The following is a 23,105-nucleotide window of genomic DNA, read 5'->3' on the forward strand; positions in this document are numbered from 1 at the left end:
AGTGAACACCACAAACAATACAGAAATGGCAGTACGGTAGAAAGTACGGTAGATTGATATTTGACACCCATACCGCCCCGCGACACAATGCCAACACCCTTGCACCTCAATGATTAGGCTTTTTCCACACCCCATGCTGTCTCTTTCCCAATTTCAAATTAAAACCCAACACCACTTTATTTCTCCCGCATTCTCGTTGACTCTCTCATTGCCAGGGAATTACCTATTGGCAGGCAGAAATGGTTCAGGTAAATCGCTATTGTTAGCAGCGCTTGCAAATAACGGCACGCCCATGGCTGGCGTTAGAGAGTGCAAGGTATCAATAGCGCAGGTAAGCATTGAAATGCAACAGCAGCTTATTGCTGAGGAAAAACAAAAAGACAGTGCAGATATACTTGATGTCATTGCCACCCCCACCAAAGTATCAGAGTTACTGGAGCAAGGCGCCAACAATGTCGAGCGTCCTTCAAAAGACACCCATTACACCGAACATCCTGTGTATCAAGAACTGATAAACGTCTTACGCATAGCACACCTCCTTGATGCCGAGTTTTTATCGTTATCAACGGGAGAAACTCGCAAAGTATTAATCGTGTTGGCATGGCTCAGCGGCGCCTCGTTAATCCTTCTTGATGAGCCCTTTGAAGGATTAGATGCAAAAGCAAAGCAAGACTTTAGTAAGTTTCTTTCCTCTCAACAGCAAGCATCATTAATTATCACGGCCAATAAATTAGATGACATACCCGATGATTTCAATGCCAACCTACTGGTAATGAAGGACTTAAGCGTGGCTTGGCAGTCGGACCAAACATTAACCACAGAGGAAATTCGGTATCAATTGGGGACTTGGTTCGCTTTAGAAAGTGAAGATATTATGCTGCCTGCCCCTTTAAGTGAGCATCAACATTCGGTGCCGGAAACCTTAATTAAGCTTAATGCGGGTCGGGTGAGCTATGGGGACAGAGTCATTTTTGAAGGCGTGGATTTTCAGCTGGACAAGCAAGAACATTGGCAAATAAGTGGCCAAAATGGCTCTGGAAAAACCTGTTTGCTGCAGATGTTTACCGGCGACAACCCCCACTGCTACACCAACGATTTAACCATGTTTGGCATTCAACGTGGCTCCGGCGAAAGTATTTGGGACATAAAAAAACATATTGGCATTATGTCCAACGCGTTACATTTGCAATATAAGGTGAACACCAGTTTAGAAAATGTGATTTTATCTGGTTTTTACGACAGTATTGGATTGTACTCCAAACCCTCCAATACTGAGCGCGAAAAAGCAGCGCAATGGCTGGCGGTTTTAGGGTTAAGCAAGTATGCAGATTCACCGTTTCAATCTCTTTCTTTTGGTGATCAGCGCCTTGCCCTTATTGCCCGCGCCATGGTGAAACATCCTGCGTTGCTCATACTTGATGAGCCCTGCAACGGACTAGATGAATTTAATCGAGTGAAAACCCTGAAACTGATTGAGAAAATAGTCGCCCAAGGACAGAGCACTGTACTTTATGTTACCCACAGCCAACGTGAAACCATTGCGGGCATTCAACATCATTTGACCATGGAAGATTATCATCCCGCCTAATTTTGGCAAACTGGGGCATGCTCAGTATTGTCTACGATGCCGAGGGTTAACCTTCACCTGCTATTTCATACGCGCTTTTCCACCAATAATTTTATAGGCGGGCGTGCCTCTAATTAAGGTTTCTCTAGCAAAAACCTGGTGGCAGTTTGGGCAACAACATGGGGTTAGAGTAAAGTCATTTACAATGCGTTCTATGAAGCATTTTACCAAGGCCCCCTTCCCGCCTTTTCTGTACTTAAACAGCATAGCTTTACACTTACCACAGACAATATCTACGGTTTGTACCGGCCCTTTTTTGTTCGGCTTTGCCATGACGTCTCCTTTCCTGTAGGCATTCACTAACTTTCTAAGCCACTCGTTTAGCCACTAAAAGCCACTTTCTATTTAGTCTAATTACAACTATTGGACTATATAAAAACGTCGAGATTAATGAAGATAATAGGCACGCTTCACACGAGGCTATTTAGCGAAAAGAGTGTAACAAATTCAAAAAAACCATGCAGATGCTAATGTCTTGCCGGTAGACAGATACTCTTTTTAAAGGAAAAGTTAAATTCTACTACTATACTTTCAGTGTCAGTGCAGTAGTTAGATATAAATCAACTTGGTTAGGCACCCATCGCTGCGGTTGTTAGCTGCGCGTTACGTTAACTTTCCGGGATCACTAGAGGTATTATTCATGAAAATCGCACTTTTACTCTGTTGTATGTTCGCCCTGCCAGTCAGCGCAGCCAATGTCATTATTATAAATGCAAACAATGCAACAGGTGTGGATGCCGATACCGTCAAACGCATTTACTTAGGGCGCGCCAAAAATTTCCCCGATGGCAGTAAAGCGCTACCCCTTACCTTCGAAAAAGGCAATGATTTAAGAGCGACTTTCAATAGCGAAGTATTAGGAAAATCAGAAAGCCAATACTCTGCCTTTTGGTCTAAACTGGTGTTTACTGGCAAGGGCACGCCCCCTGAAGAAGTCACCACGGCCGAAGAAATGCTTAAATTAGTGTCTGAGAACCCCAATACCATCGGCTTTATAGATGAAAGCATGGTTGACGGCAGTGTGACGGCAATAGGTACGTTTTAATTGAAGGACTAATCCAGCTTTCGGCTTTGCCCCACGTCATTTAAGGTGGGGCAACAGAAACCCCCACTACATTAGCTAAGCGCTTTCACCGGCGCGCAAGAAGCTCGTTTTGTCAATGAGCAAGAAATGAGTAATTTCTGCGCATGCTCCCCTTTATTCTTCATGACTTCAAAAAGTACTTTCGCTGCCTCTTTTCCAATAATGTAAGGCTCTTGCTTAACTACGGTAATAGGCACCTTGAAAAATTCAGCCATGGGAATGTCGTCAAAACCAATTAGCGACACATCAGTGGGGATGGCAATATTTTCTTGGTTTAAGTAAGCCAATAGCTCTGTGGTAATCGCTAAATGTTGACTAAACATTGCCGTTGGCGGGTTTTCTTCCGCTAGTAATGCTTTAGGTGACACTTCAAAACCTGTCTCTCGATGCCAGTACTGCACCAGAGCATCATCAAAGGCAATAGCATGAGCCGTTAGCGCATCTTTATAGCCTAAGAACCGCTCGTAGCGGGATTTTACATTGGTGAAGGATTGTGTAAAAAAGCAAATTCGTGAGTGCCCGAGTGAAATCAGATAGGACGTCGCCTCGAATGCCGCTTTACGATAGTCTGACAGCACTAAATTCTTTTCCAGCCCATCATACTCAATCTGAAAATGAACAATTGGCATCCCCTTCTCGATGTATTCGTTGATTAACGCCGTATTTTTACCTGACCCGGCGATAATAATGCCATCCACCCCCATTTGATATAAAGCCGCAAGAGATTGCGCCTCGGTTTCGGGGTTAAAATCGGTGTTGTAAATAAACGCGTTATACTGGTTAGCCTTGCAAAAATCATCTACACCTCTGATAGTTTGGCTAGTATCAAAGCCCGTAATATCCCTCACTATCACACCAATGGTTTGAGTTTTAGTACTTTTTAGGCTCCTCGCAATATGATTGGGGGTGTAATCTAGCTCTTTTACCGCCGCACGAATGCGCAATTGGGTCTCTTTCGACATATAGTCAAAGCGCCCATTTATGTACTGGGATACCGTACTGTTCGATACCTTAGCGCGTTTCGCCACATCCGTTAGTTTTGCTTTTTTCATCGTCTGGCTACACACCTATTAACGTTATTAACCTTTTGTTGACATTATGCCAACTTGTGCTAACTTCTACAACTAAAACGTTTTACTAAAACGTTTTATATCGATTTTTAGAAGGTAGATCCCCGTGAAGATTAGTCAAATACAAGTATTCGTGTGTAGCCCAGGTAGGAACTTTGTCACTGTGAAAGTCACCACAGAAGATGGCACAACAGGTATAGGGGATGCCACGTTAAACGGTCGTGAAATGGCCGTAGTGAGTTGTCTGGAACAGCATATTGCTCCTTGTTTGATTGGCAAAGACGCCCAAAATATCGAAGATATTTGGCAATACCTTTATAAGGGCGTTTACTGGCGCAAAGGACCGGTTAACATGGCGGCGATTGCAGGTATCGACATGGCACTGTGGGATATTAAAGGGAAAGTCGCAGGCCTACCCGTTCACCAGTTGCTTGGGGGAAAAAGCCGCACGGGAGTTACTCTTTATGCCCATGCCAGTGGTGAATGCATTGACAGTACCCTCTCAAAAGCCGAACATTTGATTAACCAAGGCTTCCGCGCCGTTCGTTTACAAACCGCCATACCAGGCCTAACGGCTACCTACGGGGTACTTGGTGATAAAAAAGACTATTTTGAGTTACAAGGTAATCGTCCACTCCCTCCGGAAGAGCCTTGGTGTACACAAAAGTACTTCTCCGTTGTGGTTGAATTATTTAGACAAGCACGCAAACGGCTAGGCGAAGAGGTACACCTTCTTCACGACGTACACAGCCGATTAACTCCCATTGAAGCGGCGCGACTAGGGAAATTGTTAGAACCCTACCATCTCTATTTTTTAGAAGACGCTGCTATTGCGGAAAATCAAAACAGCTATCAGTTAATTCGTCACCATACTACTGTGCCATTAGCCATAGGCGAAACATACAACACCCTTTGGGAATGCAAAGATCTTATTCAACATCAATGGATAGACTTTATTCGAACCGCTGCAACCCACGCAGGTGGTCTAACTGGTTTGAGAAAAATCACCGAATTTGCCAATGTATTTGATGTTCGCATTGCCCCCCATGGTGCGCCAGATTTATCGCCAGTGTGTTTTGCTACCCATCTTCACATCAACATATGGGCACCCAATTTTGGTATTCAGGAATTTGTTGGTTTAGATAACCCTCAACTTAACGAAGTATTTACCCACGACATCCGGGTTGAAAATGGCATGGCACTCCCTAGCGACCTCCCAGGTCTGGGAATAAGTTTTAACGAAGATGCGGCTAAAAAACACCCGTATAAACGGTCTTATTTACCCGTCAGCCGCCTAGAAGACGGCACCATGTGGCATTGGTAAATGCTTACCCGCAATCACTCTACATTCAGACAGGACTAAACAATGCGTAAACCTATAAAAGTACTCATTCATGGCACTGGCTTTGCCGGTCAAGGCCACGCAGAAGCCTTCCGTTATGCAGGCGCGGAAGTGGTTGGCATAGTAGGAAGAACAGAAAGTGTAGTTAAGGAAGTAGCAGCGCAGTTGGCTATCCCTTACGCGGGAACCCACTGGGAAGAGGCGTTGCAAACATTAAAGCCCGACATCGTGTCCATTGCAACGCCAGGGGGTGCACATGAGATACCCATTATCCAAGCCATACAACATGGGTGTCATGTTTTTAGTGACAAGCCCTTATCTACCACCGGAGAGTCTGCCCAACGGCTGTACGAACTTGCCGAACAAAAGCAGGTTAAAACCGCCTTTGCCGCAAGTTTTCGCTACATGCCCGATGTTATTCATGCAAAACGACTTATTGAAGCCGGTGAAATAGGCGAACCGCAAGAAGTGGAATGTATCTCTCACTTTAATCTTGAAAAGCATATCCCCTATGGCTGGTCTCACAGAAAAGAAGATGGAGGCGGTCGGCTCAACAACAATTTCACCCATAAATTGTCCATTGTCACCTCAATGATTGGAGAGCACCTTTTATCCATGATGGGAGAAGTGAGGGATGACTTGGGCAAAGCCCCTATTGTAGAAGGGGTACACAATTTCAAAAAACGCCGAGACTTTATTCCACAAGATATCAACGATCCTGATTTGACATGGGGTGAGTCAAATGTGGAGTGGTCTTATACCGTCTTGGCTCAGATTCAAAGCGAACTAGCAAAGAAACCTGTGTCGGTATTGTTTAAACATGGGGGGCTTCACCCTCGTTTTAACGACGATCACATTGTGGTGTACGGCAGTAAAGGCGCAATTTACATTAAGGGGCACTACGCCAGCGGCCCCTTATATTTATACAGAGATGGAAACTGGGAAGCGCAGCCTTTACCACAAGATATTATCGAACGTATTCCCGAAGGCGAAAGCGATACCGAGCGAAACTGGCGCTATCTTATTCGCCTACTGGTAGAAGACGTGCAAGGGAATGGCGTGCAACCCTATCAAACCTTCAAAGAAGGCGCTCAATACCAAAAACTCATCGATTTAATTCGTCAAAACAACAACTGGGTTGACGTTAGCCAACTGTAAAGGCCTTCTTATGATGTATGAATACCTGGTTATTGCGGGCTACTTCTTGTTGATTATTGGCATTGGGTTTGCCTTTAAATCAATGGCGAAAAACTCAACCAGCGATTATTTTCGCGGTGGCGGCCGAATGCTTTGGTGGATGGTAGGCTCAACCGCCTTTATGGCGCAATTTTCTGCTTGGACATTTACCGGGGCCGCGGGAAAAGCCTTTAGTGATGGTTTTGCCATTAGCTTAGTGTTTTTCGCCAACACCTTTGCCTACTTTTGCGGATGGGCCTATTTTTCTGCCCGCTTTCGTCAAATGCGGGTAGACACGCCCACTCAAGGTATTAAGCGTCGCTTTGGAAGTCAAAACGAGCTGTTCTTTTCATGGGCGCTTATTGTATTTAGCATGATTAATGCTGGGGTATGGCTAAATGCACTAGGTGTATTTTCAAGCGCCGTCTTCAATGCCGATATTAGCCTAACCATTATCGCCACCGGTTTGACGGTCCTCTTTGTCTCCGTACTTTCAGGGGCTTGGGGGGTGGTTGCCTCCGACTTTGTACAAACACTCATTGTCGCTATTATTTCTACCGCTTGTGCCATTGTTGCGTTAGTAAAAGTGGGTGGCCCGGTAGCCTTGGTTAACGACTTCCCCGTGGATTTTGTGATGGGCCCTGATATGAATTACGGCATATTGTTGTTTGGTACTTTTGTTTTCTTCTTAGCCAAACAACTTATTACTATCATGAACCTGAACGATTCATTTCGTTTTTTAAACGCCAAAGATTCCATTAACGCCAGAAAAGCCGCGCTCTTAGCCATGGTATTAATGGGTGTAGGCAGTATTATCTGGTTTATTCCGCCCTGGGCGGCTGCCATATTGTATCCTGACGCCGCCAGCGCTTACCCCCAATTAGGCAATAAGGCCGGCGATGCGGTTTATCTGGTGTTTACGCGCAACGCCATGCCAATAGGAACTGTAGGCTTGTTGCTTGCCGGTTTATTCGCTGCCTCTATGTCATCCATGGACTCAGCGTTGAACAAAAATGCCGGAATATTTGTGCGCAGCGTGTACCAACCTTTTTTGCTTAAAAAAGCCAAAGAGGTATCAGACCAACATCTGTTGAATGTCAGCCGTTTGGTTAGTTTTATCAGCGGTATTTTAGTGATTGTGGTGGCCCTATTCTTTAAATCATTAAAAGAACTCAGCTTGTTTGAACTCATGATGAATGTGTCCACCATGATTCAAGTCCCCTTACTCATTCCATTGATATTTGGGCTATTAATTAAACGTACGCCTCAATGGGCACCATGGGTAACGGTGATTATTGGCTTAGCGGTGTCGTGGATAATGTCTGACCTAATTACACCAGATAAACTGGTCTCATGGCTGGAATTGAATATTGTACTCACTCGTCGAGAAAGCGTTGACGCAGGCCTGATGCTGATGATCTTAGCCCACCTAGTGATTACGGCTGGCTTCTTCTGTGCCACCTCGTGGTTCTATCGCAGTGATAAAGACCCTCACAAGGCCCAAACCGACTTATTTTTTGAAGACTTAGCCACTCCCGTTATTGCCGATTACGAGCAAAGCGAGGTAGACCGCCAGCAGCGAGAGAAACTTGGCATTATGGTGATAATTATGAGTGTCGGCATGCTAGCGATGACGCTGATACCCAACCCTTTGTGGGGGCGCGGCATGTTTCTTGTGTGCAGCATAGTCATGGTATGTATTGGCGTACTGCTCAAACAAAGCGCAAAGAAAAAACCATACCCACCTGTGCATTCACCATTAGCGAGTGAAAAGTAATGAAGCCTGTTTTATTTTTTATGTTTGTGATGTTAACCCTGCCATTCATGCAAGGGTGTAGCTTATCTACATCATCAGTCGCCGAGCCACAAGCCGTCACTTTGCGACACGGCGTAGACACCACGGCAGGTGGTTTGGCCGTTTTCATTATTGAGACACCCACCGCAACCTATTATCTCGATAAAAAGGGCGGCGGGTTGTCCTCCCTGATTGATGCAGACGGTAACGATTGGATTGGCTTTGCTCCCACGCCAGGCTCTGGCTGGCAGGGGGAGTATAGAGGGTTTCCCAACGCGGTTCACAAACAAGATGGCAATTACTTCCACCCTGTGAATGCGAGCACGGATTTATCTAGCAGTCACATTACCCATCACAGTGCGAAACACGTACAAATAACCGTGGACTCTGGTAATAAACAATGGCAAGCAGTGTGGGACTTTTATCCAGACAGGCTAGATTTTACGATGGCGAAAGTAAGCCAGGGATACACATACTGGGTGCAATATGAAGGCGTACCGGGCGGCACCCTAAACGACAGCGATTTCTACTATAATAGTGCGGCGCCTACTCGCCGCAATATTCAAGAAAGCTTCCATGGCGACCTCCCTTCCCCAGAATGGTATGCCTTTGGCGATACGCAAGCCTCGTCAATGCTGTACTTATTACATCATACCGATGATACAGCCCCTGATAGTTACGAGGGCCGCCCTTTTATGACGGTTCTCGGTTTTGGCCGCCAACATAAAAACAAATATCTCACGACACCCTCTCGGTTTTCCTTGGGCTTTATTCGCAGTCACGATTACCACACCATAAAACAAAAAGTGACAGCATTATCATCCCCCACCCCTTAAAATAATACGTAAATTACTACAGATATTTCAGAAACTAAACGCTATAGTAATAGTATTATTCTTGCGTTATTTAACTATGATTTGGAAAGCGCTAAGCGGAATCTATAAAGATCGAATAAGCAGTAAGCCTGACACTTTTCACGAAATAAGACGCCAGCGCTTGATGCAAATAGGCTGTGTGACTGCTTTGGGTTTACTCGCTGCACTCACCGTGGCCAAAAGTTCAACCTTTACTATTATTGTTACAGGGTTAGCCAGCCTCGTCGTCTCTTTTACGCTTAGCTACAAGCATAAGCTGCTGGCTGCAAGCTTGGTCTTGTTAGGTGCAATGTCTAGCATGCTTTTCGCCCTAGCGATAACTGGGGCAGGCATTTATGACCTCGCGGTATTAGGTTTTTCCGGCATCATTATATTCGCGGCTATTTTAGGCGGAGTCGCCGTTTTTCTTGCCGTATTAGCATGGATAATTGCACTTTGTTTGTTGATGGCGTGGCTTACGCTTAGCGGCCACATTGTGCCCAATACTCCTAGGCTGACATGGTCTCATGTGGTCTTTTTGAATATTATTTTAATGGTTATAGGCTTGAGTGTGTATATTCTGGTGCAGGATATTAAACGCTTGTTGTCGTCTCTTAAGCATGAACATAAAAAGGTACAACAAAGCCGTACTCGTATTCAGCATCTGGCTCATCATGACGCGTTAACTAATCTTCCCAATAGACGCTGTGGTGAAAAACGTTTCGCACAGCTACTGGCTAATTGTGCGAACACCAATAAAAACCTGGCCATTCTCTTTATCGACTTAGACAATTTCAAACCCGTTAATGATGCTTTAGGTCATGAATCGGGCGACTTATTATTGCAACAACTTACCCACCGTATAACCAGCAATTTATCAAAAGAACAATATCTTATTCGCTTTGGTGGCGATGAATTTTTGGTGCTCACCCAATTTGAGCACAAAGAAGAGCTGGAAACCCTCGCCAAATCACTTATTTTACACTGTGCGTCGACCTTCTTAATCCGTAAAACACGGGTAAGAGTGTCGGCCTCAATAGGGATTGTTCAAGCGCCAGAGCACGGCATTAACTTTAAATCCTTGTGTCGCAAAGCTGACATTGCGATGTACCACGCTAAAACCGGCGGAAAAAACACCTTTAGGCATTATGACTTAGCCCTCGACGCCGAAAGTGAAGCTAAATTCACCATAATGCAACGGCTTAAGACCGCCATTGCCGAAGATGAATTTGAAGTTTATTACCAGCCTGTTATTCATTTAGAAACTGGCAAGTTAGAAGTTGTTGAAGCGCTTCTTCGATGGCCTCAGCAAGACGGTTCGCTCATTTCTCCAGAGTATTTTATTCCCTTAGCAGAGACCGCCGGCATTATTAACGATATTGGGCTGTGGGTGATGAACGAAGCTTGCTTATTCTGCGCTAAAATGCGCGCAGAAGGGTTTGAACATTTGCGTGTGGCGGTCAACCTTTCAACGTTACAGTTTCAAGATGGAAAGCTGCCTTCTATTGTGGAGTTTGCACTGGCCCAAAGCGACTTGCCTGCCAACGCATTGGAATTAGAAATTACCGAGTCTGTACTGATGGATGACGTGGCCAATATTCAACACCAACTAGATGCGCTGGCTAGCTTAGGGGTGAATATTGCTATCGACGACTTTGGTACAGGCTACTCAAACTTGAGCTATTTGCATAAATTTAATGCTCAAACCCTTAAAATAGACAGAAGCCTAGTCACACAACTAGGCCCGACAAACGAAAACTTGCCGCTTGTGACCGCCATTATCAGCATGGCCAAAAGCCTACATTTAAATACAGTGGCGGAGGGCATAGAACACGAATCTACAGCTGCAAAATTAATAAACCTAGGATGCACCCGTGGTCAGGGTTTCCTTTGGTCGAAGCCCCTTCCCCCAGATACCTTATCGCAACAGCTTAAATCACATTATTGAAAACCCGATAACACAAACTTCTGCACCCGGCGGCCGGTATTCACTTCCGAGGTGTAAAGATTACCTTGGCTATCAACCACTACACTGTGAAGCCAGGTAAACTGGCCTGGGTAACGCCCCGGGCGACCAAAACTACCGAGTACTTCATACGTATCATGCCATAGTATCCACACGCGCCCATTCATCATGTCAGCCACGTACATGTATTTATTGTCTGGCGAAAACGCGATATCTGAGGCCGTTCCTAGTCCGCCTGTATCTCCCTCAATAATAAGGTCTTGCAAAAACACCACCTGCCCATCGGTGTTTGCTTTAAATATTTGAATACGATTATTGCGTCTGTCGCACACGTAAATGCGGCCATCATCAGCTTGTGTGACACAATGAACTATGTCACCAAAGTTCTCTGCTTTTGTGCTAGTATTTGCAGCGTTTGCCGTTGCCTGAGACTGATCGAAGCTGCCCTCGCGAGTCCCGCCGCCCGGAGGTTTGCCGTAGGCCCCCCACAACTGCTCAAACCCATTATCTGTAGAATCATAGGCCGTTATCCGTTTGTTGATATAGCCATCTGCAATGAAGACTTTTTTCGTTTGCGTGTTATGGTAAATATCGGCTGGGTTGCCTAGTGCCTCTTCACTCAAGTTTCCGGCGGTTTTTCCTCGCACACCAAATTGGCGTATAAACTCACCCTTGGGGCTGAAATTTAAAACTACGTGATCACCGTCACCATTTCCGCCTAGCCAAATCGTATCTTCACCATCCACAAACAAACCGTGTACGGTGCTGGGCCATTGATTTTCGCCGTCTATACTAGGTGTGATTTCAGGACCACCCCAGCTGGCTAATACCTTTCCTTGGGGTGAAATCTGCAACACGTGAGGCGCCGCCTCGCAACATAGCCCCATACCGTTCTCTAAACCCAAATCTAAACGGCTTAATGAATTTGGACGATGCAGTATCCACACATTATCCTGGCTATCTACCGCAAGGCCCGGCACCTGGCCAATTAACCAAGTGGAAGGGAGTGAAGGCCAACTGGTTTCTACACGAAACTGCGGCACTTTGTGCTGCGCCCCTTCGACCGGATAAAAAACCACATCAACCAAGGCATGTCCGCCTGCTTCACTTGCAACCTCAGGCCTTTGTTGGTTGCGCTCCGCGTGTGCGGCTCCCGTTAACATACACGCTAACATGGCGGTATATGCTAACCAGCCATGGTTTTTTATTCTACCTAACATAACAATTCCTTAGTGTGGATGGGCAAACAACAATTTAACTATTTGGGCATGGCTTAAACGCCATCATTATCCCTATTGGATCAATGTCAGCACGTTAACTTTGTGTGCTCAACGGCTAATATCATTGACCGAGCAGACACCTAAAATATTCGAACTAAAGTAAATTATCTATCTTCATTCCATGATATTTCGGCGAAGTGCGCGTGACGTCGTTCATTGTAAGCAAGACAATGAGGGCAAGTAGGCTTGTAGAGGCGAAGGAAAGTATACAAAGAGCAGTATGCCAAGCGGATTGAGAATAAAACAACCACTAAATACCCATGGGTATTTAGTGGTTGTTATTACGCCATCAGTTGCAGAAAAGTGCCGTTTTACTCGAAAAGCTCGCAAGTATAATCAGAGCCATTTTCAATCGTACCACTGGACTCCAAGCTATAGTAAGAAAGTCCAATAAAGTCAGGGGAATATTTGTTAATCCTAAACACAAAGTTATTTTGCGGGGTATCGCCCTGGGTGAGTACTCCAGTCTGATCGACGGGCGCTATGTATTTCCAAACCACTTCACCTTCAGCAGTAACCTCAAAAAATGTGCCTGTAGTGCCTTCATCAATGATGGTATTGCCATTAGATAATCGCTGCGCACCTGAGATATTAGTGGCGTAAAAGTCTGTTGGTGTATCTGCTGTGTATGTCCACGTAAAGTCACTAGGGCCATAAGTGCCATCGTCATTTATTGTGTAGTCGCCTGCATCACTTACCTCAGTATCAATAACATCGATAGTAGAATAATCAGCGTTTCCATAGAAGTTTGGCTGATTATTAAACACCATGATTTGCCCGGCGTGGGTATAGCCTTCGTCAATCCAGTAAGCATCATGTTGTAAAAAAAGTTTTTGATCGTCGTCATCACCCATGTCATACGCTTGTGGGTTACCCCAACGAAACAAAATGTCGCCTCCTTTACCTCGAGCTCCACCACTATGTGATGCCGCTTCTTCGGTTGTGGTGGAGTGATCGATTATCCAAAACTCACTAAAATTTCGGCTATTAATCACTATTTGATCGAGTTCTTCGTTGTAATCAACCGAGTTCATATGAATGGGGTCTGCTTCATACTCAATATCAATACCTTCGAAATTGATATTAATAAGTTGCGGGTTTTCTGAGATTACGCCGTAATTGTCCAAGGAGTAATCAACATCTTGTACCATGTGATCCCACGAATCCCATTGCCACACAATGGCGTCGTCGGCATTATCAGCAGTAGGGTCAAGTTCAATGATTTGTTCACTCCACAAGGCGTGTCCGCCAGTGTACCCAGCGGCCGCGGCCTCTTCTGCGGAATGTTTATTCCATACCATCACCAACACGGTTCCCGTGCTTTCAATATACTCAGCATCGTGGTGCATGAATTGGGTGTCTGAATTAACTTCGTAATACCACACAAGCTCGTTCTGCTCATCAATAATCTCGATGCGCCCCGAATCCCCTCCCGCTTGTATAAACTCTGAGTTAACGGCACTTTGGAAGCGTGCTGTATGCAGCAAGTTGCCATTTTCAAGCAAATAGGCAGACATGGTGCTGTAATCTGAATCCCAGCTTTGAACCACCTCACCACAATTGTCGATTAAATAGGTTTGATTAAAGCGCAAGCCACCAAATAAGGCATAGCCATTTTGCGCATTAGAAGAGTTTAGTATCAGACCAATAGAATTATCGGTTTCATATTCGCTAACAGTAGTATCTGATGTCGTAGTATCGTCATCGCTGGACGTGTCTGACGTTGTAACATCCGTGGTTGTTGAGGAGGAAGAATCAGAATTACATCCCATCAATGCCATAGAGCTCAATGCCGCCAGGGAGAACAATCGTAAAAAGAAAGAGGTATTATTAAACATTTGCAAACCTTTATTGCACAACAAAATAGAGAAAAACACGCATGACATTTCGGCGCGATCACGTACCACTCGCTAAAAACCTGTGTGCCAACGCTCACAAAGTGTGCGGCATAAAGCCTGCTGAACAACACCCTTTAAACAATCTTTACTAAACTGACTTGCCCACCTATAAATGTTAATGGCCGCCATAAAATGAAAAAAGCGCCTTTAAAAAGGCGCTTTTGCGATTACCGACAAGATGACGATAGGGAAACTTTAGCTATGTCTATGATGCTTTTTTCCGCGTTTACCCTGCTTTTGAGCCATTTCATCAAACTTTTCTAGCTGCTCATCAGTTAAGATGTCGCTGATTTTTTCGCGAACTTCAGCCATTTTTAAGAAACGCGCTTTAGCACGCTCTGCTTTTTGCTCTGCCAATGCGTTTAGCTTTTCTTGATAATCGGCATCATCTGGATTTAAGCCAGCTAGCTTGATCCTGCCTGAATCATCACCGCGCATTTGAGATTTTTTAACTTCTCGCTCAGCCTTTAGCTCTTCTTTTAACGCTTTAAACTGTGCTTTTTGTTCATCAGTTAACTCAAGCACTTTAACCATTTTATGAATGGGGAAAAAACCTTCGCCTCTGCGCTCATCTGAATGCTTACCACCTGCATAAGCGGTAGTTGCGATACATGCACTTAATAAAACACCGGTAATTAATTTTTTCATCTTAATCTTCCTACTTGTTTTGTCATGATGATGCATGACGTGAAAAAGAATGTTGTTTCATCAACGGAACTAAGTATGAGTGAATCAATCGATAAGTAGGGTTAAGCTAGTGTAAAGTTCGGTAAAGTTGAAAATTACCCACAATTAAAAAGGTTAAGCTTCGTTTTATGGAAAATGAAAAGTACAACATATTACTGGTTGATGACGACGTAGACCTATGCGCCTTGTTAGGTGAATTTCTGGAGGGTGACGGTTTTACCGTCGACACGCTTCATAGTGGCGATAAAGCAGTAGACACCTTGTTAAACACCAACAAGTACGACACGGTAGTACTAGATATTATGATGCCTGGCATGTCAGGGCTGGATGTACTACGAACCGTACGCGCTAAAAAGCAGACACCCATTTTGATGTTAACCGGTCGTGGTGATGACATTGACCGTATTGTCGGTTTAGAGATGGGCGCGGATGATTATTTACCTAAACCTTGCAACCCAAGAGAATTGGGTGCACGCATTCGCGCAATTATTCGTAGAACTCAGCAATTAAAGAGCGCTGCCGTGGTGCACACGGAATTACACGGCATTGTACTGGATACCGGCGCGCGAACGGCCACGGTAAACCAAGAAGTTTTAACGTTAACCGGTGCAGAATTTAATGCCCTCAGTTTACTGATGGAACGCGCAGGACAAACCATTACGAAGCAAGACATGACCCAAGAAGTACTTAATCGTCCACTAGAAGCTTACGATCGCGCCATGGATGTGCATGTTAGCCGCATTAGACAAAAACTTTCAGCGGTTGGGGTCAATGATGTGATTAAATCCGTTCGAGGCGTAGGTTATCAGATGTTAACCACACCACAACCGCAAGAACAATGAGGTAGCGTACGATGCGGGTTAACGCGGCTTGGCAAAATATAAGACAAAGTTTAGGGTTTAAGCGCCTGTTTTGGCGTATTTTTCTTACCTTTTGGGTAGCCAGCTTAGCGGTTATGGCGGCTACAGGCTACGTGCTCGTTAACGAATATGCCTCTAATGAGAACAATCAACGATTCTTGAATCTGGTTACCTCACAAGCGGAACGCATTGTCTGGCGCTACGAGCACGAAACCTTAGTCAGTGGCACTGCCAAGCGTAAAATAAAAGACTGGATACGACAAAGAGAAAACCGCAGAGGTGAACTTTTGCCTATGCTTATTCTCGATGCTAACGGCAAAACCGTATTTCATTACAGAATGAATAAGGTGCCACCGGAACAGCGTAGCGAACAACAGGTATATGGCCCTTCAAACGCGCAATACTCGGTGTTTGTGCACCGTCCTCAAGCCCCTCGTATCTTAAAGCAGGTACTGTATCGATTTCAGTCACTGCAGTTTGTTTTCATATTCATTGCCTCAGCCCTAGTGAGCGCCTTGCTTAGCTGGACAATTGTTAAGCCTATTAAATATTTAGGGGCATTTAGTCGAAAGTACGCTAACGAACAAACCATTTCATCCCTGCCTTCACCCATGCTTAATCGGGGAGATGAACTGGGTGATTTGGCCACAGACATTAACTTTATGGTAAGCAAAACCCATGAAGCGGCTAGCGCCCAGCAACGGTTGCTTCATGATGTTTCCCATGAGTTACGTGCACCGTTAGCGCGTTTACAAGCGTCAGCCGCTATTATTGAGCAAAAACAGCCAGATAATCGCCACGTAAAACAAATTCATAACGATTGTCATCGTATCGATCAACTCATACAGCAAATTTTGAATTTTTCTACCTTAGAAAACACAATGCCCGAGCCGAAACAATGCGATCTTCTGGCGCTTTGTGAACGCATTCTTGACGATATGGCGGTTAACTACCCTGGTATACCCACTACACTAACGCCACCTAAAGGCGGCGCACAGAAAAGTTTAATTATGTGTTTTCCAGAAGCTGTTCATCAAGCGTTAGATAACATCATTGGCAATGCATGTAAGTATTCTAATAAGGGGGAATCGGTAGACGTCACGATAGAACCTCTTCACGACAATGTGGTGATTCGCGTGCGAGATCATGGCCCAGGGGTAAACAAAGATGAAATTGAAAAATTGCTGCAACCTTTTTACCGCGCAGGAAACCAAATGCATACACAAGGGTTTGGCCTAGGCTTAAGCATTGCGTTAAAAGCCATTCATAAACATGGAGGGCAACTTCATATGACGAGTCCCAGCGACGGGGGGCTTAGTGTTGAAGTTACCCTACCTAAAAATGTTGCACCACGGGATTAAAACCCGTGGTAGGTTACAAACTCTTCGTTATCCGCGCGGGTTGAACGTACAGTGTTAGCTGGAAAATCTGGGTCAGGATAACCCAATGCGATACAAATCATAATGGCTTCATTATCTGGAATATTCGCATACTTGTGAACCACTTCAGATTGCATAATACCTTGGCCATTAATGACACACCCCAAACCTAAGTCCCATGCCGCTAAAACGATACCGTACGCTAACGAACCTAAACCAAATTGGGTGATGCCTGCTGGCTCAAGGCTTTTATCGTAAGTGAGTACGAGAGACACTGGCGCGTCAAACTGACGAAAGCCTCGCATCATCCATTCCATTCGCTTTTCTTTATCTTCCCGTGCTATTCCCATCACGTCAAAAAGCTGTACAGCCACGTCTATTTGTCGCTGACGATGCACTCCCTCATAATCCTCTTTATAAGGAAAATCGCGAACGTGAGGTTTTCCCGCCAATGTATTTTCAGTGTTGCCCTTACGAATATTATCCAACACCTCGCCAGATACTGCATGAATTTTCCATGTTTGCGTATTGTACGACGAAGGCGCCCATTTAGCGGCGTTTATAATGGCGTCTACCGTTTCTCTTGTAACCGGTTGTTTAGTGAACCCTCGCACACTTTTTCGTGATGCAGCAAACTCCGCAAAATTCATAGTTACCCCTTTTCATTCAGCGCGCCAGCGTTTTACTCGATACTTTGCCGCTAGCGCTGTATTGGCATAGGAAATTGTTAAAATAGAGTAAACATCGTGATTGCTCGACGCAATGCAAAAGCGGCAGTTTATGGATTGATTGTTTTTATAGTTAATTATACCCACTGATATTCACCGAGCGTATTATTCATACTTTCGAATGAATCTGGCCGCTTCCTTATACCGCACATTTGCGCAACGCCTATTTGTGTCTTACGTTTTACTGTAGGGTAATGGGAAAACACGAATCTATGCCGTTATTTAAGAAGTCATTAGCTAACTCCAACGTCACCAACCGAACGCCTTGGAAAATTGCCATAATTGATGACGAAGAAGGTGTGCACGACGTCACAAAACTGACGCTAAAGACATTTAATTTCGAGGATCGCCCGGTTGAATTTTTGTCAGCTTATAGCGGCGAAGAAGGGCTTACCCTCTTTAGAGAAACACCAGATATTGCGTTAGCCTTTGTCGACGTCGTTATGGAAACAGACGATGCGGGATTAAAGCTTGTTGATGCAATTCGCAATGAACTCAATAATCACACTACTCGATTAATTCTACGCACAGGGCAGCCCGGTCAAGCCCCCGAAGAAGACGTTATTCGTTCCTACGACATTAACGATTACAAAGCGAAAACCGAGTTGTCGTCAATAAAACTAAAATCCTGCGTGTATACCGCTATTCGTTCTTTTCGTGATATTAGAACCATCGAGCGCGGCAAACGGGGTATGGAGGAAGTGCTACAGTCGTCATCTTCAGTGTTGGCCAGCCAATCTCTTTCTCAGTTTGGCTCTGCGGTTTTAAAACAAATTCTTACCTTGCTTAATCTCAATAATTCAGTGTTGTACCTAACCACACAACACACCGATTTGTACGGTGACACCAAGATGACCGTGCTGGGTGCCAGTGGCGATCTCTTAACCCTGTGTGAGCCTGGCATATCTACTCATATTCCTCCAGATATTGAAGAGAAAGTGGCCCTTGTGTTGAAAAGTAAAAGCCATTATCAGTCGGATACGCTTTTCATAGGGTATTACCCTTCAGGGCAAGACAGCCACAACATTTTGTATGTAAAACTGGACGGCCCACTTAATGAGGTACAAAGAAAAACGTTGGAAATGTTTGCTTCTAACGTGGCGGTTATATTTCAAAATCTCACGCAAAAAGAAGACATTCAGCAAACCCAGAAAGAACTGATAATGGTGTTAAGCGACGCCATAGAAATGCGCAGTAAAGAATCCGGTGGCCACGTACGGCGGGTTATACTTATGACCGAGTTTTTGGCTGAAAAGCTCTTTATGCCCCAAGAATTCATTGACACCATCCGCTACGCATCAGCCCTTCATGACGTGGGAAAAATCAGTATTCCTGAAAGCATACTGCACAAACCTGGCAAGCTTGATCCCCAAGAGTGGGAAGTGATGAAAACCCATGCTCAAAAAGGCTATGAACTCTTAGCAGATTCCGATCGAATAGTGGCAAAAATGGGCGCAATCATCGCTAAAACACACCATGAAAGATGGGACGGTAAAGGCTACCCCGAAGGTTTAGCCGGAGATGACATTCCCATAGAAGGTCGCATTATGGCCATTGTTGATGTTGTCGACGCGCTCTTGTCTAAACGTTGCTATAAACCCGCGTGGAGCGGAAGTCAGGTAAAGGCATACCTTGAAGAAAACGCAGGCGCGCAGTTTGACCCTCTCATCACCAAAATCTTGCTTGAAAATTTCGACAAAATCCTTGAAATTCGCGCACAACAACCGGATGAAGAAGAATGAGAGAAGTCCTTGAGTTAATTTTGCTGCGGGTAAGCCAAAGTACAGATATTGACCAAGGAGAGTTAGCGTTAGCCTCACGCCTTATCATTGATTCTGTATGCGAAGGGTTAAAAATTAGCCGTGCGGGCATTTGGCTATATGACAATACGCAATCAAAAATTAACTGCAAGTTACTGATAGATAAGGGCAACGATTTAGACAGTGAAAGTTTGGCCCTTAGCCGCGATGATTTCCCAAATTACTTTAAGGCACTAAACAAAGAACGAAGCATTGCCGCCAATGATGCTAGGACAGACCCCGCCACTGCAGAGTTTGCCGACGTTTACCTGTCACCATTAAACATTGCGTCTATGTTAGATGTGCCCATTCGCCATAGAGGTAAAATGATTGGCATTATATGCTGCGAACATCAGGGTAAGCCTAGGCAATGGCACGCCGATGAAATTGTATTTGCCGGTTCATTGGCCGACCTTTATGGGCGCGCGGTAAGTGCAAATGAGCGAGCCGACTACCAAGCCCAATTGCTAGAGGCAAACCAAACCCTTGAAAACAAAGTTAAAGCCCGCACCGCAGAATTAGAAGCGACCTTGCTAACACTAGAACAAGCACAAGAAAAACTTGTTGAGTCGGAAAAAATGGCCGCATTGGGCAACTTGGTGGCAGGCATTGCGCACGAGGTAAATACACCATTGGGTATTGCGCTAACGGCAGTGAGTAATTGCAAAGAAGAATTAAAGCGCGTATATCGCGACTTTGAGGGCGACAAACTTACGGAACAAGGCTTCCGCGACTTTAATGCCAATAGCGCAGAAGGATTAAACCTTGCTGAAGTGAGCCTAATGCGTGCTGCAAAGCTAATTCAAGATTTCAAACGCACATCGGCAGACCAAACATCACTAGAAATTCAAGAAATAGCACTCGACGAGTACATACCTGCTGTGTGTAATCCTCTGGGGCCTATGCTTAAAAAAGAACGTATATCCCTGTCTATGGATATTGAGCCTCACCTTAGGCTTACCACCTGCCCAGGAATAATTGCGCAACTGCTCACGAATTTAATATCCAATGCCCAACGCCATGCTTTTAGCGCGCAGCAAGAAGACGCGCAACTCCCCCCTTCACACAACCGCAGTATTCACCTTGACTGCAAACGAAGAGGAAACCATATTTCGATTTGCGTAAGTGACAACGGAAAAGGCATTCCCGACCACCTACATAAAAAAGTATTCGAACCTTTCTACACCACCGCCCGAAATCAGGGAGGTACGGGCTTAGGGTTACCCATTCTGTTCAATCTAGTCAATCAAAAGCTTAACGGCGAAATTACACTCACGTCTGCCCCGAATAAGGGCACGAAAGTGGATGTGATGATCCCGGTCAGTTAACGCGATTAACGTCACAAAAATACGATTAATTTCATGTGCCCTTGAATTTTGCGCTATGGTTAATCATCACATCCGCTTTGCTGATGTGAAACGACAGAACAGAAAAAAGAACAGGGAATAGAATAATAATGAGATTACTTTTATCCACCATAATAGTGGCGTGCATTTCGGCTTGTAGCGGCGAAGTGCCCGGGCCTGAAGCTAAGTCACAAGCAGAAAAACTCACCCGTGAAGACCCAGCCACATTCGCCACCTATGACGTGCTGTTTGGCGGAACAAATGTAGGTGCGCTGACCGTCACCGAAAACGGCACCAAAGTGTCGATCGACTTTGGGTTCAGTAACAATGGGCGGGGCGCCAGTAGCCAGGAAACTATCCTACGTTCGGAAACTGGCATCCCCATCAGTTGGACAATCACCGGCAAAACCACCTTTGGCAATCAGGTTAACGAGAACTTCGAGATGGTTGACGGCAGAGCAAGTTGGTCGTCGGCGGCAGGAAGTAATAATGCTGAAGATGGCGAGATGCAAAACAATGAACGAAAACCCTTGTATATCGCGCAAGATCCCAGCCCATACGCGTATTATGTATACGCAAAAACCGTGTTAGACGCAGGCGGCGAACCCTACCCCGCCCTGCCCTCAGGCAAGGTGACAGTAACGGCGCTGCGCCAACTTGATTTAAACACGGATGACGAAAAAATCATTAAGGCAACCTTGTATGCGGTAGGCGGAATTGATCTCAATCCCACCTATGTACTACTTGACGGCCAACATGCCTTTTTAGGCGTGGTATCGCCACGTTTTGCTGTTTTACCTAATGATTTGTCTCAACAGGATAAGGCATTACGCGAACTGGCCGCTAACTTAAACAGTGAACGATACGAAAACATTGCAAGCAATGTGACACACCAATATGAACTCCCCGTGCGCGTGAACAATGTGCATATTTTTAACCCCCATACGCTTTCTCTATCACCACTAAGCTCTGTGGTTGTCACGGATAATACCATTACCGCCATAGAGCCTGCGGTAAAGCAACCTCTGCCAGGAGAAGTCACCATTGAGGGGAACGGCGGCACCGTGGTGGCGGGTTTGTATGATATGCATGGTCACATGGGTGATAACCAAGCTTTGCTCAATGTAATGGCGGGTGTTACCGGCGTGCGAGATATGGGGAATGAAGATGACGTACTACATGCCCTAATTGACAAAATAGACAGTGGCACGCTGATTGGACCTACCATCACAAAAAGCGGGTTTATTGAAGGGGTGAGTGATTACAGTGCGGCCACAGGTGAACTCGCCTCAACGAAAGATGACGCCCTTGCTTTGATAAGAGATTATGCAGATAAAGGCTACTGGCAAATTAAAATTTACAACTCCATGAATGGCGAATGGGTACCAGACATGGTGAAAGAAGCCCATGATTTAGGGCTTCGTGTAGCTGGCCACGTACCTGCATTTTATCGCGCTGATCAAATGATTGAGGCAGGCTACGACGAGTTAACCCACATTAACCAGATAATGCTGGGATGGGTGCTTAGCCCTGAAGAAGATACGCGCACGCTGTTTAGAATAACCGGTATGAAACGCTTTGCTGATTTAGATTTAAATAGCGAAAAAGTACGACACACCCTTAACCTAATGGTTGAAAACAACATTGCCCACGACCCCACGGCTGTTATTCATGAATACGCCATGACAGGCCGTAATGGCGTTACAAACAATGCGGTTATTGACTATATTGAACACATGCCGATTAGCGTGCAACGACAAGCGAAATCAGCCATGCTAAACGTGGCGGATGAAACTGAAGATAAAGCCTATCGTGCTGCCTTCGAAAAAATTATGGCTACCCTTTCGCTCATGCATGAAAAAGGTATTTTTCTAGTACCAGGCACAGACATGGGTGGCGCGTTCTATTTACATCGAGAACTAGAATTGTTTGAACAAATAGGCATGAGCCCTGCCGAAGTGCTTAAACGAGGCTCTTTCGATATGGCGCAATACCTTGGGCATCAAGATAGAGGCGCTATTGAAGTAGGCAAAACCGCCGACTTCTTCTTAACTCCCGGTGACCCTACCCAAGAATTAAAGGCCATAAAAACTGTCGCTATGGTAGTCACCCAAGGGAAGTTTTTCTATCCCACCGAAGTTTATCCAGAATTTGGCATCTTGCCATTTACAGAGATACCCAATATTACTGAACACAATCAATAACCTACATGTA

18 protein-coding genes are annotated in these 23,105 nt (G+C 45.1%); 12 read left to right on the forward strand and 6 right to left on the reverse strand.

Features of this window, described 5'->3' with window-relative positions:
* Window positions 1–133: 133 nt before the first annotated feature.
* Window positions 134–1,588, forward strand: coding sequence for an ATP-binding cassette domain-containing protein (locus EP13_RS11415; RefSeq protein ID WP_156026814.1), 1,455 nt, complete (start codon window positions 134–136; stop codon window positions 1,586–1,588).
* 60 nt (window positions 1,589–1,648) lie between these two features.
* On the opposite strand, the gene EP13_RS11420 is transcribed toward EP13_RS11415, so the two are convergent.
* A complete protein-coding gene (locus EP13_RS11420) occupies window positions 1,649–1,900 on the reverse strand; it encodes a hypothetical protein (RefSeq protein WP_044057398.1) in 252 nt (83 codons plus the stop codon).
* A gap of 367 nt (window positions 1,901–2,267) precedes the next feature.
* Between EP13_RS11420 and EP13_RS11425 the strand changes: the two genes are divergently transcribed.
* Window positions 2,268–2,672 carry a type 2 periplasmic-binding domain-containing protein gene (locus EP13_RS11425; RefSeq protein ID WP_044057399.1) on the forward strand — a complete coding sequence of 135 codons (405 nt, stop codon included), beginning with the start codon at window positions 2,268–2,270 and terminating at the stop codon, window positions 2,670–2,672.
* Window positions 2,673–2,743: 71 nt separating this feature from the next.
* Here the strand turns inward: EP13_RS11425 and EP13_RS11430 are convergent, their stop codons facing one another.
* Window positions 2,744–3,763 (reverse strand): LacI family DNA-binding transcriptional regulator, encoded by a 1,020-nt coding sequence (locus EP13_RS11430; RefSeq protein WP_044057400.1) that lies wholly within the window; start codon window positions 3,761–3,763, stop codon window positions 2,744–2,746.
* A gap of 124 nt (window positions 3,764–3,887) precedes the next feature.
* Here EP13_RS11430 and manD point away from each other — a divergent pair, with 124 nt between their 5' ends.
* From manD to EP13_RS11455, 5 genes are all read left to right on the forward strand, one after another.
* On the forward strand, window positions 3,888–5,105 hold the full coding sequence (manD, locus tag EP13_RS11435) for a D-mannonate dehydratase ManD (protein ID WP_044057401.1): 1,218 nt from the start codon (window positions 3,888–3,890) through the stop codon (window positions 5,103–5,105).
* Window positions 5,106–5,147: 42 nt separating this feature from the next.
* Complete coding sequence (locus EP13_RS11440; protein WP_044057402.1) at window positions 5,148–6,281, forward strand: Gfo/Idh/MocA family protein; 1,134 nt, start codon at window positions 5,148–5,150, stop codon at window positions 6,279–6,281.
* A 10-nt stretch (window positions 6,282–6,291) separates the two neighbouring features.
* On the forward strand, window positions 6,292–8,076 hold the full coding sequence (locus tag EP13_RS11445; protein WP_052364373.1) for a sodium:solute symporter family transporter: 1,785 nt from the start codon (window positions 6,292–6,294) through the stop codon (window positions 8,074–8,076).
* The gene (locus EP13_RS11450; RefSeq protein ID WP_044057403.1) at window positions 8,076–8,930 is read left to right on the forward strand and encodes a hypothetical protein; all 855 of its coding nucleotides are present in this window, start codon (window positions 8,076–8,078) and stop codon (window positions 8,928–8,930) included. Before EP13_RS11445 ends, EP13_RS11450 begins: the two co-directional genes overlap by 1 nt.
* A gap of 61 nt (window positions 8,931–8,991) precedes the next feature.
* Window positions 8,992–10,896: a putative bifunctional diguanylate cyclase/phosphodiesterase gene (locus EP13_RS11455; protein WP_231497856.1), complete on the forward strand. Its 1,905-nt coding sequence runs from the start codon at window positions 8,992–8,994 to the stop codon at window positions 10,894–10,896.
* On the opposite strand, the gene EP13_RS11460 is transcribed toward EP13_RS11455, so the two are convergent.
* The 3 genes from EP13_RS11460 to EP13_RS11470 all read right to left on the reverse strand — a co-directional run bounded on the left by EP13_RS11460 (window position 10,890) and on the right by EP13_RS11470 (window position 14,740).
* Window positions 10,890–12,134, reverse strand: coding sequence for an NHL repeat-containing protein (locus EP13_RS11460; protein ID WP_081869496.1), 1,245 nt, complete (start codon window positions 12,132–12,134; stop codon window positions 10,890–10,892). The two genes, EP13_RS11455 and EP13_RS11460, sit on opposite strands and share 7 nt — an antisense overlap.
* A 371-nt stretch (window positions 12,135–12,505) precedes the next feature.
* On the reverse strand, window positions 12,506–14,032 hold the full coding sequence (locus tag EP13_RS11465; protein WP_052364374.1) for an aryl-sulfate sulfotransferase: 1,527 nt from the start codon (window positions 14,030–14,032) through the stop codon (window positions 12,506–12,508).
* Between the two features lie 255 nt (window positions 14,033–14,287).
* Window positions 14,288–14,740 carry a Spy/CpxP family protein refolding chaperone gene (locus EP13_RS11470; protein ID WP_044057404.1) on the reverse strand — a complete coding sequence of 151 codons (453 nt, stop codon included), beginning with the start codon at window positions 14,738–14,740 and terminating at the stop codon, window positions 14,288–14,290.
* A gap of 167 nt (window positions 14,741–14,907) precedes the next feature.
* Here EP13_RS11470 and EP13_RS11475 point away from each other — a divergent pair, with 167 nt between their 5' ends.
* Together EP13_RS11475 and EP13_RS11480 are read left to right on the forward strand one after the other, a co-directional pair.
* Window positions 14,908–15,621 carry a response regulator transcription factor gene (locus EP13_RS11475; RefSeq protein WP_044057405.1) on the forward strand — a complete coding sequence of 238 codons (714 nt, stop codon included), beginning with the start codon at window positions 14,908–14,910 and terminating at the stop codon, window positions 15,619–15,621.
* Between the two features lie 11 nt (window positions 15,622–15,632).
* Entirely contained in the window at window positions 15,633–17,000 is a 1,368-nt protein-coding gene (locus EP13_RS11480; protein ID WP_044057406.1) for a HAMP domain-containing sensor histidine kinase, read from the forward strand.
* On the opposite strand, the gene EP13_RS11485 is transcribed toward EP13_RS11480, so the two are convergent.
* On the reverse strand, window positions 16,997–17,668 hold the full coding sequence (locus tag EP13_RS11485; protein WP_044057407.1) for a nitroreductase: 672 nt from the start codon (window positions 17,666–17,668) through the stop codon (window positions 16,997–16,999). The two genes, EP13_RS11480 and EP13_RS11485, sit on opposite strands and share 4 nt — an antisense overlap.
* A 290-nt stretch (window positions 17,669–17,958) precedes the next feature.
* Here EP13_RS11485 and EP13_RS11490 point away from each other — a divergent pair, with 290 nt between their 5' ends.
* The 3 genes from EP13_RS11490 (at window position 17,959) to EP13_RS11500 (ending at window position 23,095) form a co-directional block, all read left to right on the forward strand.
* Window positions 17,959–19,488, forward strand: a complete 1,530-nt coding sequence (locus EP13_RS11490; RefSeq protein ID WP_044057408.1) for a DUF3369 domain-containing protein — start codon at window positions 17,959–17,961, stop codon at window positions 19,486–19,488.
* Complete coding sequence (locus EP13_RS11495; RefSeq protein ID WP_044057409.1) at window positions 19,485–20,873, forward strand: sensor histidine kinase; 1,389 nt, start codon at window positions 19,485–19,487, stop codon at window positions 20,871–20,873. Before EP13_RS11490 ends, EP13_RS11495 begins: the two co-directional genes overlap by 4 nt.
* 128 nt (window positions 20,874–21,001) lie before the next feature.
* A complete protein-coding gene (locus tag EP13_RS11500; protein ID WP_044057410.1) occupies window positions 21,002–23,095 on the forward strand; it encodes an amidohydrolase family protein in 2,094 nt (697 codons plus the stop codon).
* Window positions 23,096–23,105 lie beyond the last annotated feature (10 nt).

Origin of the sequence: Alteromonas australica (assembly GCF_000730385.1) — a bacterium.
Classification (GTDB): domain Bacteria; phylum Pseudomonadota; class Gammaproteobacteria; order Enterobacterales; family Alteromonadaceae; genus Alteromonas; species Alteromonas australica.

Bases quoted from the DNA above. Each gene is read 5' to 3' on its own strand.
- EP13_RS11415 (WP_156026814.1), top strand. From the start codon at position 134: ATGCTGTCTCTTTCCCAATTTCAAATTAAAACCCAACACCACTTTATT.
- EP13_RS11420 (WP_044057398.1), bottom strand. From the start codon at position 1,900: ATGGCAAAGCCGAACAAAAAAGGGCCGGTACAAACCGTAGATATTGTC.
- EP13_RS11425 (WP_044057399.1), top strand. From the start codon at position 2,268: ATGAAAATCGCACTTTTACTCTGTTGTATGTTCGCCCTGCCAGTCAGC.
- EP13_RS11430 (WP_044057400.1), bottom strand. From the start codon at position 3,763: ATGAAAAAAGCAAAACTAACGGATGTGGCGAAACGCGCTAAGGTATCG.
- EP13_RS11440 (WP_044057402.1), top strand. From the start codon at position 5,148: ATGCGTAAACCTATAAAAGTACTCATTCATGGCACTGGCTTTGCCGGT.
- EP13_RS11445 (WP_052364373.1), top strand. From the start codon at position 6,292: ATGATGTATGAATACCTGGTTATTGCGGGCTACTTCTTGTTGATTATT.
- EP13_RS11450 (WP_044057403.1), top strand. From the start codon at position 8,076: ATGAAGCCTGTTTTATTTTTTATGTTTGTGATGTTAACCCTGCCATTC.
- EP13_RS11460 (WP_081869496.1), bottom strand. From the start codon at position 12,134: ATGTTAGGTAGAATAAAAAACCATGGCTGGTTAGCATATACCGCCATG.
- EP13_RS11465 (WP_052364374.1), bottom strand. From the start codon at position 14,032: ATGTTTAATAATACCTCTTTCTTTTTACGATTGTTCTCCCTGGCGGCA.
- EP13_RS11470 (WP_044057404.1), bottom strand. From the start codon at position 14,740: ATGAAAAAATTAATTACCGGTGTTTTATTAAGTGCATGTATCGCAACT.
- EP13_RS11475 (WP_044057405.1), top strand. From the start codon at position 14,908: ATGGAAAATGAAAAGTACAACATATTACTGGTTGATGACGACGTAGAC.
- EP13_RS11480 (WP_044057406.1), top strand. From the start codon at position 15,633: ATGCGGGTTAACGCGGCTTGGCAAAATATAAGACAAAGTTTAGGGTTT.
- EP13_RS11485 (WP_044057407.1), bottom strand. From the start codon at position 17,668: ATGAATTTTGCGGAGTTTGCTGCATCACGAAAAAGTGTGCGAGGGTTC.
- EP13_RS11490 (WP_044057408.1), top strand. From the start codon at position 17,959: ATGCCGTTATTTAAGAAGTCATTAGCTAACTCCAACGTCACCAACCGA.
- EP13_RS11495 (WP_044057409.1), top strand. From the start codon at position 19,485: ATGAGAGAAGTCCTTGAGTTAATTTTGCTGCGGGTAAGCCAAAGTACA.
- EP13_RS11500 (WP_044057410.1), top strand. From the start codon at position 21,002: ATGAGATTACTTTTATCCACCATAATAGTGGCGTGCATTTCGGCTTGT.